Origin of the sequence: Neorhizobium lilium (assembly GCF_004053875.1) — a bacterium.
GTDB lineage: Bacteria > Pseudomonadota > Alphaproteobacteria > Rhizobiales > Rhizobiaceae > Neorhizobium > Neorhizobium lilii.
On record NZ_SBIP01000005.1, the window covers coordinates 1 to 11,731 of the forward strand.

At 59.7% G+C, this 11,731-nt stretch carries 12 protein-coding genes and 1 tRNA gene; 11 read left to right on the forward strand and 2 right to left on the reverse strand.

Annotated features, from left to right (window positions below):
• The first annotated feature begins 31 nt into the window (after positions 1-31).
• Positions 32-108, forward strand: a tRNA-Met gene (locus tag EPK99_RS20920).
• 369 nt (positions 109-477) lie between these two features.
• On the opposite strand, the gene EPK99_RS20925 is transcribed toward EPK99_RS20920, so the two are convergent.
• The gene (locus EPK99_RS20925) at positions 478-1,416 is read right to left on the reverse strand and encodes a GntR family transcriptional regulator (RefSeq protein WP_205909120.1); all 939 of its coding nucleotides are present in this window, start codon (positions 1,414-1,416) and stop codon (positions 478-480) included.
• A gap of 278 nt (positions 1,417-1,694) precedes the next feature.
• On the opposite strand from EPK99_RS20925, the gene EPK99_RS20930 reads away from it, so the two are divergent.
• The 10 genes from EPK99_RS20930 (at position 1,695) to EPK99_RS20975 (ending at position 11,042) form a co-directional block, all read left to right on the forward strand.
• Positions 1,695-2,423: an ABC transporter substrate-binding protein gene (locus tag EPK99_RS20930; RefSeq protein WP_281033482.1), complete on the forward strand. Its 729-nt coding sequence runs from the start codon at positions 1,695-1,697 to the stop codon at positions 2,421-2,423.
• Positions 2,424-2,536: 113 nt separating this feature from the next.
• Positions 2,537-3,265, forward strand: a complete 729-nt coding sequence (locus EPK99_RS20935) for an amino acid ABC transporter permease (RefSeq protein ID WP_128445048.1) — start codon at positions 2,537-2,539, stop codon at positions 3,263-3,265.
• A gap of 11 nt (positions 3,266-3,276) precedes the next feature.
• On the forward strand, positions 3,277-4,026 hold the full coding sequence (locus EPK99_RS20940) for an amino acid ABC transporter ATP-binding protein (protein WP_164901836.1): 750 nt from the start codon (positions 3,277-3,279) through the stop codon (positions 4,024-4,026).
• Between the two features lie 13 nt (positions 4,027-4,039).
• The gene (locus EPK99_RS20945; protein WP_128445050.1) at positions 4,040-5,203 is read left to right on the forward strand and encodes a M20 family metallopeptidase; all 1,164 of its coding nucleotides are present in this window, start codon (positions 4,040-4,042) and stop codon (positions 5,201-5,203) included.
• Positions 5,200-6,297, forward strand: coding sequence for a mandelate racemase/muconate lactonizing enzyme family protein (locus EPK99_RS20950; RefSeq protein ID WP_128445051.1), 1,098 nt, complete (start codon positions 5,200-5,202; stop codon positions 6,295-6,297). Before EPK99_RS20945 ends, EPK99_RS20950 begins: the two co-directional genes overlap by 4 nt.
• Positions 6,294-7,463, forward strand: coding sequence for a M24 family metallopeptidase (locus tag EPK99_RS20955; RefSeq protein WP_128445052.1), 1,170 nt, complete (start codon positions 6,294-6,296; stop codon positions 7,461-7,463). The genes EPK99_RS20950 and EPK99_RS20955 overlap by 4 nt, the downstream gene beginning before the upstream one ends.
• A 26-nt stretch (positions 7,464-7,489) precedes the next feature.
• On the forward strand, positions 7,490-8,698 hold the full coding sequence (locus EPK99_RS20960) for a glutamine amidotransferase-related protein (protein WP_128445053.1): 1,209 nt from the start codon (positions 7,490-7,492) through the stop codon (positions 8,696-8,698).
• 37 nt (positions 8,699-8,735) lie between these two features.
• The gene (locus tag EPK99_RS20965) at positions 8,736-9,149 is read left to right on the forward strand and encodes a VOC family protein (RefSeq protein ID WP_128445054.1); all 414 of its coding nucleotides are present in this window, start codon (positions 8,736-8,738) and stop codon (positions 9,147-9,149) included.
• 31 nt (positions 9,150-9,180) lie between these two features.
• Positions 9,181-10,116: a 2-hydroxyacid dehydrogenase gene (locus EPK99_RS20970; RefSeq protein ID WP_128445055.1), complete on the forward strand. Its 936-nt coding sequence runs from the start codon at positions 9,181-9,183 to the stop codon at positions 10,114-10,116.
• 53 nt (positions 10,117-10,169) lie between these two features.
• Positions 10,170-11,042, forward strand: coding sequence for a D-amino-acid transaminase (locus EPK99_RS20975; RefSeq protein ID WP_128445056.1), 873 nt, complete (start codon positions 10,170-10,172; stop codon positions 11,040-11,042).
• Between the two features lies 1 nt (position 11,043).
• Here EPK99_RS20975 and EPK99_RS20980 read toward each other — a convergent pair whose 3' ends face one another.
• Entirely contained in the window at positions 11,044-11,448 is a 405-nt protein-coding gene (locus EPK99_RS20980) for a LysR substrate-binding domain-containing protein (protein WP_342633753.1), read from the reverse strand.
• Between the last annotated feature and the right edge of the window lie 283 nt (positions 11,449-11,731).

Here is an 11,731-nt window from a genome sequence, read left to right on the forward strand (position 1 = left end):
TTCCGGGCACATAAAAGCCCGAAAACTATAACGCGGGGTGGAGCAGCCCGGTAGCTCGTCAGGCTCATAACCTGAAGGCCGCAGGTTCAAATCCTGCCCCCGCAACCAAATCTTACAAGATTATCAAGACTTTATCGGCCTCCTTCGGGAGGCCGAAGTCGTTTCTAGACCTAGCACCGCTAGCGCGGCAATCTATCTCGAATTGGAGGCGAAACGCCAGCTCCGCCACAAGCTGGCTATGATCAGACTGCCAGAATACGAAAAGGTCGCCCCCTAGCAGATCGAGAGCTCAAACGAGATTCATATAGCTCAATTCACGTCTATGTCGGGGCCAAGCTTAAAGCGCATTTTGCAATGCCTCCTATATGTAATAGCGAGCTTTCTTCCATATTTTCAGTCAGTTAACAGTTCCGCAGGCGAATATTCGGTCCGAATCCTTTCAAGAGCGTGATTAGATGCCGAAAGTGGCCACCTAACTCAGGCCTTCCCTTCAATCTTCGGATAATTTCTCGCCGCTCCCCGTGCCGCGCCAAGATGGCTCAGCATAAGACTGGACGCTCGAACCCTGTCGCCCTGGAAGATGGCATCGATGATGTCCAGATGTTCACGGCACCAGTTCCGAACCCGGCGTCGGTTGGAATAGCCGCCGAATTCGAGAAGCCGCCGCAGCCGGTTTTGCTGCTGAATGGCCTGCAGAAAGAAGATGTTGCCGCTGAAAGCGGCGATCATTTCGTGAAACTGCGCATCCGTTTCGAACAGCTGGCGCGGATCGACGCTGGCTATGTCGGGATGTCCTTCAAGGTAGAGGTGTTCCAGGCGCGACCGCTCGAGCAGGCCGGCATCGAATTGAAAACTGCTCAACAGAAGCCCGGCCGGCTCCAGAGTGCTGCGGTAGTCATAGCTGTCCCGCAGGGCCACTTGGGAATCGAGCGTCGGTCGAAACGTCCAGCCGCGGCCGCTATTGCGGGAAAGCAGCCCGTCATTGACCAGATGCGTCAGGGTTCGTTGCAAAAGTGTCCGGTCGATATTGTAGCGCCGGGTGAGTTCCGCCTGGGTGATGCTGTCGCCGAGAATGCCCGACAGCCTGTCTTCCACGATGCGCGCATAGAGATCCTGATCGGCCGTGGCCGGCACTTCCAACTCGGTCCGATGAAGCGCGACCTGTTGCGCCTTGAGGAAAAACCCCTGGTTCTTTCTCGCCTCGACAATGCCGCGTTCTGCCAGCAGGTTGAGGGCGGCTCTGACCGGTGTCCGCGAGACGCCAAGCATGTCGCCGAGCTGCTGTTCGCGCAGGTGATGCCCGATCTCGAATTTCGCGTCGCGAATGAGGTCGAGAATCTGGTTGGCAAGGCGATGTCGGCCTTGCTGCGCATTTGTCGTCACCATCGGTGCGAGTTTTGTATCATTGACAGACATGTTGTACAATCATGCGGCTTATATTCGTATGCCTGACTAAAAGCCATCCATCGGGAAAAGTCTATCTCTGGATGAAAGGCTCACGTTGAATTACGCATCACCCCCCAATCTAGGGTCGAAAAACTCATGTTCTGTGGCAAAAATGATCAGTAAGCCCAAAAAATAGGCATAGTTTAAGAGTGCGTAACATTTCACTTTCTTGCTTGACTCTCAAATTTCTTGAATTGTATTGTTGTAGTCAGAAAATGCAATATTGACTTAACAACAAGGGAACTCGCATGCTCAAGAACATCCTCGCCGCATTGATTCTGCCACTCGTTATCGCCGCTTCGGCATCCGCTGCTGAGCTTCCGGTCAGCGGGCTGGTAGAGAAAGGTGCGCTGACATATGGCGTCGCCGCGACCTTCGCTCCGTTCGAATTTCAGAAGGACGGTCAGCTTACCGGTTTCGACATAGATCTCATCGCCGCTCTGTCCAAGAAGCTGAAGGCCGAGACGAAGCCGATGAACATGGAGTTCAAGGGCCTCATTCCGGCGCTGATCGGCGGCCGCCTCGATCTCATCAACTCCGCCATGTACATCAATCCGGCCCGTTCCGAGCAGGTCGATTTCATTCCCTACCTGAAGATCGGCAATATGGTGATCGTCCAGGCGGGCAATCCGAAGAAGATAACCGGCCGTGATGACAGCCTGTGCGGCAAGACGGTCTCCGTCACGCTCGGCGGCATTCAGGAAAGCCAGGCGCGTGCCGACGATGCACGCTGCAAGGCCAAGAACCTCGAAGGCGTCAAGGTTCTGACCTTTCCGACCGCCCAGGATTCCGCGCTGACCCTGCGTCAGGGCCGCGCCGACGCGACCTTCGATTCACGCCGGGCGCCGTCGTGCTGCAGAGTTCCGTTCCCGGCGTCTACCAGACGGTTGGCGAAGAATTCGAATCCAACACCAGCATCGGCATGGCAACCCGCAAGGGCGATGCAGCAGTGCAGAAGTCGATCAAGGATGCCCTGAGCGAGATCGTCGCCGACGGCACCTACAAGTCCCTGATCGAAAAGTGGAAGCTGCCGGCATCGGTCGCGATCTTCAACTGAGCTGTCCGATAACAAAGAGAAAAGGAGAGCGGGATGTCACTTGATCTGGTCTTTGACTATGTCTTTTCACCCGCTTTCTTCCATGGTGCGCTGCTGACCCTGGTCATTACCGTGACCTCGTTGTTCTTCGGAATGATAACCGGCCTCATCGTCGCGCTGCTGCAGGAATCGCGTATCAAGCCCCTGCAGATCGGCACGCTAGTCTATCTGTGGCTGTTCCGTGGCACGCCCGTCCTGTTCCAGATCATCTTCATCTACAACGTGCTGCCGACATTCGGCATCATGCTGTCGGCCTTCGTCAGTGCGATAATCGCGCTCTCCCTGAACGAGGGCGCCTATATGGCGGAGATCATTCGCTCCGGCCTTCAGGCGGTCAAGAAGGGGCAACGAACGGCGGGTCTGGCGCTCGGCATGAGCCGGTTTGCGGTGATGCGCTACATCGTCATCCCGCAGGCCGCCCGCATCGTCCTGCCACCCACGGGCAATCAGATGATCGGCATGCTGAAGACGAGTGCCCTCGTCTCGGTCGTGGCTGTGGAAGAACTGCTTCTCGTCGCCAACCAGACGGCAAGTTCCAACTTCAAATATTTCGAGGCGCTGACGGCTGCAGGCATCTATTACCTGGTGCTGACCACGATTTTCATGGGCCTCCAATATCTTCTCGAACGTGCTCTCGACCGCAAACGGCCGCGTGAAAAGCGTCGTTCTGTTCCCTTGATGGCGCGTCTGACTGCGCTCACTGAAAAGACAGAAGCCCGGTGAAGGACAGATCGATGACAGCTTCCGAACGCCAGCCGCTGCTCGAAATCATGGGGATCAACAAGAGCTTCGGCGATCTCCAGATCTTGAAGGCCTGCAGTCTGAATGTCCGCAGCCGCGAGACCATGGTCATTATCGGCCCGTCCGGATCCGGCAAGTCGACCCTGCTACGCTGCATCAACCTGCTTGAGCCGGCCGATGACGGCAATATCTTCTTCGAAGGCAACGACATTGCCCGGGAATTGCGCCGCGCGCCGGAAATCCGCCGCCAGATCGGCATGGTGTTTCAGAATTTCGAGCTCTTTCAACACCTGACGGCGATCGAAAACATCATGCTTGCTCCGATGAAGGTGCTCGGTATGAGCCGCAGCGATGCCCATGATGTCGCCATGGATCTTCTGAAGAAGGTGCGCATTCCCGAGCGCGCCGATTTCTTCCCCGACGAACTTTCCGGCGGCCAGCAGCAGCGGATCGCGATTGCCCGCGCGCTCGCCATGAAGCCGAAGCTGATGCTTTATGACGAGCCGACATCGGCACTGGATCCCGAAATGATCCGCGAAGTGCTGGACGTAATGGCCGAGCTCAGCAGCGAAGGCATGACCAGCATCGTGGTGACCCACGAAATGGGCTTCGCCAAGCGCGCGGCAGACCAGATCGTTTTCATGGAAAACGGGGAAGTGATCGAAAACGCCTCGCGCGATGCCTTCTTCGGCGGAACCGTCAATGAACGGGCAACACGCTTCCTCGACCAGATCCTGCACTAGGTGACATGCAATCATGACCAATAAGCCAGACATCGCACGCATGAAGCGCGAACTTGCGGAAATCATAGCCATCCGCAGCGAGAACCCGCCGGGCGGCGAGGCCGATGTCGCCGTTTACGTCGAGCGGCTTCTCAAGGACGAGGGCTTTTCGGTCTCCCTTACCGAATACAAGCCGGGACGGTTCAATGTCGAAGCCAGACTGGAAAACGGTCCGGGTCCGGTCTTTGCCTTCAATACCCATATGGACACGGTCCCTGCCGGCGACGGCTGGACCTCCGACGCCTTCACGCTGCGGGAGGAAGACGGCAAGCTTTTCGGGCGCGGCGCCTGCGACTGCAAAGGGCCGCTGATCGCCATGATCGAAGCGATGCGGATGCTGGCGGCGGATCGCACGACCTGGTCGGGCTCGCTTCTCGGCGTTTTCGTCGGTGACGAGGAGATCGCCAGCGAAGGCGCCAAATATTATGCCTCGACCAAGCCGAAGATCGATTTTGCAGTGGTCGGCGAGCCGACATCCAACACGACCTATTCGGCCCATAAGGGCAGCCTGCGGCCGGTCGTGCGCGTTCATGGTGTCACCGCCCATTCCGGCACGCCGCATCTTGGCGACAATGCCATTTATCGCGCCGGCCAGCTTCTGACCCTGATCGAGGCCTATCATAACGAGGTCGTGCGCAAGCGGACGCATCCTCTGGTCGGCGAAGCGAGCCTGACCGTCACGCGTATTTCCGGCGGCCATGCGGACAACGTGCTTCCCGGCTCGTGCGATCTGCTGCTCGACCGGCGCATGGTGCCGGGTGAAGACGAGAATGCGGTAAAGCAGGAATTCGCCGCTCTCCTAAAGGATGCCCGTGATCGTTTCGGTGCGAAGGCTGAGATCGTCGATTACAAGGCGACCACCGGCAGCGCTACGGAAACGGCCGGTGACCATCCGGTCGTGCTCGCAAGTCTGGAAGCATGCAAGGATAACGGCACGGCCGATCCCGGCCCGTTCGGGTTCCAGGGTGGCTGTGACCTGGTGCATTTCCGCTCGCTCGGCGCGCAGGGAACGGTGATCGGCCCCGGCAGTCTTTCCGTGGCCCATAAGGCGGACGAATTCGTGCCGCTGGACGAATTCGTCACCTGCAGCGTCATCTATCGCGACGTTGCCAGAAAGATGCTGCGGCCGAACCCATGAGAGCCTCCCTCCACAGAGCCATGCTCCGATATGGCGGTGGGCTTCTCCTCCATACGGCCTCGTCCGGTCCGGTCGGCGGTCTCGACACGCTTTACCTGAGGCTGGAGCATGGCCAGCATACCGGGATCGGCGAAGTCCGCATCAATATCGCTTATCTGAACGGCATCAGCCCGGGGACCTGCCTCGAAAAGGCCTTGAGTGTTCTGGGCGGTATGGACTGGTCGATGGACCCCGCCGCAATGCAGGCCGAACTGGCCGCGCGGGCGGATGTAATCGCGCCGGTGCGGATGCTGATCGATATCGCTCTTCACGATCTGATCGCACGCGAGAAGGGTGTCACGGTCTCAGCAATGCTCGGCGGCAGCGCCGCGCCGATCGTGCGTTACGCCACCAACCAGACCCTGTTCATTTCCTCGACGGAATGGTTTCTGGCACAGGCCGAGACCTATGTGACACGAGGTTTCCGCGATCTGAAAGTGCGCGTCGGCGGCGGAGACTTTGCCGAGGACGTTGCACGGCTTGCAGCCTTGCGCGACCGTTTCGGCGATGCGGTCAAGCTTGCGATCGATGCCAACGGTTCGTGGAGCGAGGCGGAAGCCACCGCAAATCTTCAGACGCTCGCCCGCTTCGGGCTCGCCTATGTCGAACAGCCGGTCGCGTCGGGAGACTGGGACATGCTGAACCGTCTAGGGGAGGCAAGCCCGCTGCCGCTGATGCTCGACGAGAGCGTTGCCACATCCGCGGATATCGATGCGATCGTCGCCGCCAAGGGTCATCTTTGGGCACATCTGAAACTTGTCAAACTCGGTGGCATCGCTGCCAGTCTGACTGCGGCAAAGCGGCTCTCGGGCGCAAACATCCCCTTCATGGTCGGACAGATGAACGAAGGCGCGGTCGCGACGGCAGCGGCACTTCATTTGAGCTGTGCGGTCGGCCCCCGGTTCGCCGAACTTTATGGCGCCGATGGCCTGGAGAACGATGCAGCTAACGGGCTGGTCTACCGGGATGGCGGTGTCGAAGGACCTGCAACGACGGGTTTGGGTTTGGAATTCGATGCGTCGAAGGCGCATCTGGTCAAGGAGTTTGAAGCATGAGCATTCCCAGCGATATCGTTCAGGGACAGGAATCCGCCTTCCCGAGAGAAGAATACGCACGCCGTCAGGCGCTCGCCCGCGAAGGGCTTGCAGCGGCAGGCCTCGACGCGCTGGTCGTCACAGGCCCGGAAAACATTTTCTACCTGACTGGCCAGCAGACGCCGGGTTATTATACGTTCCAGGCGCTGATCCTGCCGGCCGACGGCGATCCGGTATTCCTCATCCGTCAGCTCGAATATTTCAATTTCATCGCCAACACGTTCATTTCTGATGCTGTCGTCTATCAGGACGGCGAGGATCCGCTCGGCCTTCTGGTGAAGCTAATCGAAAGCCGTGGTCTGGCCTCCAAACGGATTGCCATCGACAAGCGTGGCTGGTTCCTACCGATTGCCGTTTATGAAGCACTGCAGGCCCGACTTGGCACGATCGGCGATGGCGCCGGCGTTATCGAAAAATTCCGCGCCATCAAGTCGCCGCTCGAAGTGGAAAAGCTTGAAAAGGCCGCAGCCTATGTCGACGAAGGCATGCGTGCCGGCCTCGACGCCGTTCGCGTCGGTGCCACCGAAAACGACCTTGTCGCTGCGATGATGGGATCTGCGATCGCTGCCGGTTCCGAATATCTCGGCATGGAGCCGCTCGTCTCGGTCGGCCCGCGCACCGGCGTGCCGCACGGCACCTGGCGCCGTCGCGCGATTGCGGCCGGCGATCCGGCATTCCTCGAAATGGCGGCCTGCCACGATCGTTATCACGCAGCCCTGATGCGCTCGGCCTGGATCGGCGAACCGCCGAAGGAAGCCGCCGACATGATGAAAGTCTGCCAGGAGGCGCTGCAGGTTTCCCTCGATGCCATCCGTCCGGGTGAGGCCTGCGAAGTGCCGCATATCGCCTGCCAGAAGGTTATCGATCGCGCCGGTTATACCGAGAACTTCAAGAAGCGCCTGGGCTACAGCGTCGGGATCTCCTTTGCGCCGGATTGGGGCGAAGGCGCCATCCTCAGCCTGAACGCGGGTGTCAAGACCGAGCTGCAGCCGGGCATGACCTTCCACCTGCCGCCGGCCCTGCGTATCTATGGCCGCTTCACGGTCGGTGTCAGCGAAACGATCGTCATCACCGAAACTGGTTATCGCGTGCTCGGCACGATCGACCGCGATCTGCTGATCGTCTGAAAAACGCGGATCGAACGGAGCTGACGATGGGCCTGATCCTCGTTCACCATGATACCGACAGTCCGGCTCTCTATGGGGCTGTTGCCGCAGCGATTGCGGCAACACGGAACTGCGGGTTCATGCATATCGCGGCCCGTTTCGATACGTCGCGTCATGCCGACGCTGAGCAGCATGTGGTGGCCACCGGCGGGCTTGCTGCGAGCGGACTTTGCTGGTTCGAACGGCTGTCGGGAAAGCCGGTATCACCACCCGCAACGATCGAGGCAGTTCTCGATGCCGCCCGTCTCACCGATGTCGTCGTGCCCGTTCATCCGGCTTTCATAGCCGATGCCGATGCGGCGACGACCCTTGCGGCAGGCGCGGTCGAAGTGATCAGCGTTGTCGGCCGCGGCGATCATTTCGTCGACCGGGAGACACAGACGGTGCTTGCCTGGCGGGATCGCTTCGGTCGCATCGTGCTGGAACAGCCCGAAACTGCACCCGCTGCCGCGCTGAGGATCGCGCTGGTCGGCGCAAGCCGTGATCATCTCAGTGTATACCCGTCAGCCCTGGCAAGTCTGGCCGACGCGGCGGACAGTCTGTCTGTCGCGGTGGATATAGATTTCATCGATCCGGTCGCGTTCCGCGAGGCCGATGCGGACAGGCTGCTTCGACCGTATGCCGGCGTTCTTCTGCCGGGCGGGTCGGACATGAAGAATGTGGCCGGGCAGACGGCTGTGGCCGCCTTTGCGCTCCAAAGCGGCCTTCCGGCCGTCGGCCTCTGCCTCGGCATGCAGACCATGGCAACCGCCGTCGCCTGGAAGACTTTTGGCCGCCGCAACGCCAATTTGGCAGAGGCTGATCCCGATGCCGGCATCAAGACCTTCCTTGCCATGGCGGGAGAAGAAAAGGCCGATGGCGGCTTGCTGCCCGAACACCGGAGCGGCGATCAGACGACGCGCGCAACGCCTGGCACGCGACTGGCAGGCCTGATTTCCGCGGATGCGGTCATTCGATGTAATCACCGTTTCAGGCTCAATCCGAAACTCGTCGGAGATCTTGAAACGCACGGTCTGCGGGTTGCCGCCCGTGGCGTTGATGGAGCCGTTGTCGATGCGATTGAGGTGACCGACCATCCCTTCTACATGGGCATGCAGGGGCATCCCGAACTGTCGTCACGTCCCGGCGCGCCCCATCCGCTGATCGTCGCCTTTCTCCAGGCGGCGCTTCTCAAGCAATCACAGGCGACCGACTAGCTGCCATCTCTTCATCAAAAAAACACAGGAAACATCCATGCGCTCTCTTTTCCATCTCGCCTATCACGTCACCGATCTCGATGAGACCCGCCGTTTCTACGGGGGCGTCCTGGGTTGCCAGGAAGGTCGCAGCACCGACACCTGGGTCGATTTCGATTTCTTCGGCCACCAGATCTCCATGCATCTCGGCAAGCCGTTCGAGACCACGCGCACCGGCAAGGTCGGCAATCACATGGTGATGATGCCGCATCTCGGCGTGGTTCTGGAGCTCGACGCCTGGCTTGCGCTCGCCAAGCGTCTTGAGGATGCCGGTATTGCCTTCGACATCCCGCCGGTTGTTCGCTTCGAAGGTGAACCGGGCGAGCAGCGCACGATGTTCTTCTTTGATCCGAGCGGCAACCCGATCGAGGTCAAGGGTTTCAAGGATTTCGACAGCGTTTTTGCGCACTGAGCTCAAAGGCAGGCAAAGAGGAGACCGTGCGATGATTGCGCTTGTGACGCGTATGACCGCTGACGTGGAACAGCTCTGGCTGACTGCGCTTTCGCAGAAACTGCCGGGTGAAACGATCATCCCGTTCCGGGACCTCGACGAGGCATCGCGGGAAAAGGTCGATATCGCGGTCGTCGCCAATCCCGACCCGGCGGATATTGCGCAGCTGCCGGGTCTGAAATGGATCCACAGCGTCTGGGCTGGTGTCGAACGTCTGGTCGGCGAACTTGGCAAAAGCCGGCTGCCGATCGTGCGTCTCGTCGATCCGCAGCTCAGCCGGACCATGGCCGAGGCGGTGCTGGCCTGGACATATTATCTCTTCCGCGACATGCCCGCCTATGCGCAGTTCCAGCGGCAGCGTGTCTGGCAGCAGCTCGCCTACCGGCGACCCGAGCAGGTCACGGTCGGTCTCTTGGGTCTCGGCGCGCTCGGCGCCGCTTCCGCAGCCCGGCTGAAGGAAGCCGGCTTCAACGTGATCGGCTGGAGCCGTGCTGCCAAATCGCTGGAGGGTGTCGAAACCTTCCATGGGGAACAGGGCCTCGACCTGCTTCTGAGCCGTTCGGAAATTCTGGTGTGCCTGCTGCCGCTGACTGGAGAAACGAAGGGGCTGCTCAATGGCACCCGGCTTTCCATGCTGCCGAAAGGCGCCTCCCTGATCAATTTCGCGCGGGGTCCGATCGTCGTCACCGACGCGCTGATCGCGGCGCTCAGTTCAAGCGCCATGAAGCACGCGGTTCTCGATGTCTTCGACGTCGAGCCGCTGCCTGCCGACAATACAGTGTGGGATCATCCTGCGATCACCGTCCTGGCACATATCTCGGCTCCGACGGACCGGGAGACGGCGGCCGCGATCGTCGCCGGTAATATCCTGACCTATCGCGAAACTGGCGCACTTCCACCCACCGTCGATCTGGCGCGCGGCTATTGAAGCCTGCCGCGCTACGATTCGACCATCACACAGTCATCTTTCTTGGGAACTGAATGAACATGATCTCTTCTGAACGCATCGTCTATGTCGACGGACACTATGGCCCGGAATCGCAGGGCAAGGTTTCGATCTTCGACCGTGGTTATCTCTTCGCGGATGCTATCTACGAAGTGACCTGCATCATAGGCGGCAAGCTCGTCGATTTCGACGGCCACATGGTCCGTCTCGTGCGCTCCCTGAAGGAACTCGACATGCCCATGCCGATGAGCCCGCAGGAATTGCTGGCCATCCATCGCAAGCTGATCGCCGACAACAATGTCGACGAAGGCTTGATCTACATGCAGATCTCGCGCGGAAATGCCGATCGTGACTTCAACTTCCCGTCGAAGGACACGCGGCCGGTCATCGTTATGTTCACTCAGGCCCGTCCGGTTCTGGAAAGCCCGCTTGCCAAGCGCGGCCTCAAGGTCATCACGCTCCCCGATATCCGCTGGGGCCGCCGTGACATCAAGACCGTGCAGCTTCTTTATCCTTCGATGGCGAAGAATGCCGCCTATGAAGCCGGTGCGGACGATGCCTGGCTCGTGCAGGACGGTTTCGTCACCGAAGCCTCTTCCGCCAATGCCTATATCGTCACGGTCGACGGCAGGATCGTCACCCGCGGACTGTCCTCCGACATTCTCCACGGCATCACCCGTGCAGCCGTTATCGGCTTTGCACAGGAAGCAGGTTACGTTCTGAAAGAGCGTCCGTTCACCGTCGCGGAAGCGCTGGAGGCAAAGGAAGCTTTCATCACCTCGGCCACATCCTTCGTCATGTCGGTCCTGTCGGTCGATGGTCAGATGATCGGTGATGGCAAGATCGGTCCTGTCAGCAGCCGCCTGCGGGAAATCTATATCGATAAGGCCGTCGGCGCCCGGATATAAGTCAAGCCGCGATGCCATCGGCTTGGCCGCGCGTTCCGGGAAGCGCGCGGCCTTTACAATTCGGCTCCCGCTCAGGAGCAAATCTAACCGTCTTGATCCGGATGAAGGTGCTCATCATCTTCCGCATGCGCCCGATCAGGTCGTCCAGAACCGCTATCCTCTGCGCGCCGGTGGGGCGGATCGCAAAATAGGAAACCTCGATTCTGGGCTCGAACGGAATTGCAACGACCTGAGCGACGGCTGAGCGAAGGCTGGTGTAATCGACGATGCTGACGCCCATGCCAGCGGCGGCGGCGAAGTAACAGCAGTTCAGCATCGACGTTTCCATCGTGCTGACCAGCGGATGTTCCTCCCGGGAAAAAGCTCGGTTCAGGGAAAGCCTGAGCGGCGAATTTCGTCCCGGAATAGGATGCGTTCGTCGATCAGGTCGGCCGGCGTTATCACACTGCGGCCTGCCAGCCGGTGGCGATTAAATGGAAACAGTTCTGTTGGCTCGAGCGGAAGCAGATGCGAGGAGAGCGGCGCCAAGTCGCAGCCATAGCATACGGCCAAGCCGCGATCTGCTTTGCATGAGGTAGTAGCTAAGGCCCAATGAGGGAGATCTGCTCAAGGCAGGCGGGTGGTGCGATGGCACCAGCATTGCAGGAGACCAACCGGCAGGTTGTAAGGCCCACTCGGGACACGACAAT

What these genes read in the sequence shown, in the direction of transcription:
- EPK99_RS20950 (WP_128445051.1), top strand. Translation starts at nt 5,200, where the DNA reads ATGAGAGCCTCCCTCCACAGAGCCATGCTCCGATATGGCGGTGGGCTT.
- EPK99_RS20960 (WP_128445053.1), top strand. Translation starts at nt 7,490, where the DNA reads ATGGGCCTGATCCTCGTTCACCATGATACCGACAGTCCGGCTCTCTAT.
- EPK99_RS20940 (WP_164901836.1), top strand. Translation starts at nt 3,277, where the DNA reads ATGACAGCTTCCGAACGCCAGCCGCTGCTCGAAATCATGGGGATCAAC.
- EPK99_RS20975 (WP_128445056.1), top strand. Translation starts at nt 10,170, where the DNA reads ATGAACATGATCTCTTCTGAACGCATCGTCTATGTCGACGGACACTAT.
- EPK99_RS20945 (WP_128445050.1), top strand. Translation starts at nt 4,040, where the DNA reads ATGACCAATAAGCCAGACATCGCACGCATGAAGCGCGAACTTGCGGAA.
- EPK99_RS20965 (WP_128445054.1), top strand. Translation starts at nt 8,736, where the DNA reads ATGCGCTCTCTTTTCCATCTCGCCTATCACGTCACCGATCTCGATGAG.
- EPK99_RS20935 (WP_128445048.1), top strand. Translation starts at nt 2,537, where the DNA reads ATGTCACTTGATCTGGTCTTTGACTATGTCTTTTCACCCGCTTTCTTC.
- EPK99_RS20930 (WP_281033482.1), top strand. Translation starts at nt 1,695, where the DNA reads ATGCTCAAGAACATCCTCGCCGCATTGATTCTGCCACTCGTTATCGCC.
- EPK99_RS20970 (WP_128445055.1), top strand. Translation starts at nt 9,181, where the DNA reads ATGATTGCGCTTGTGACGCGTATGACCGCTGACGTGGAACAGCTCTGG.
- EPK99_RS20925 (WP_205909120.1), bottom strand. Translation starts at nt 1,416, where the DNA reads ATGTCTGTCAATGATACAAAACTCGCACCGATGGTGACGACAAATGCG.
- EPK99_RS20955 (WP_128445052.1), top strand. Translation starts at nt 6,294, where the DNA reads ATGAGCATTCCCAGCGATATCGTTCAGGGACAGGAATCCGCCTTCCCG.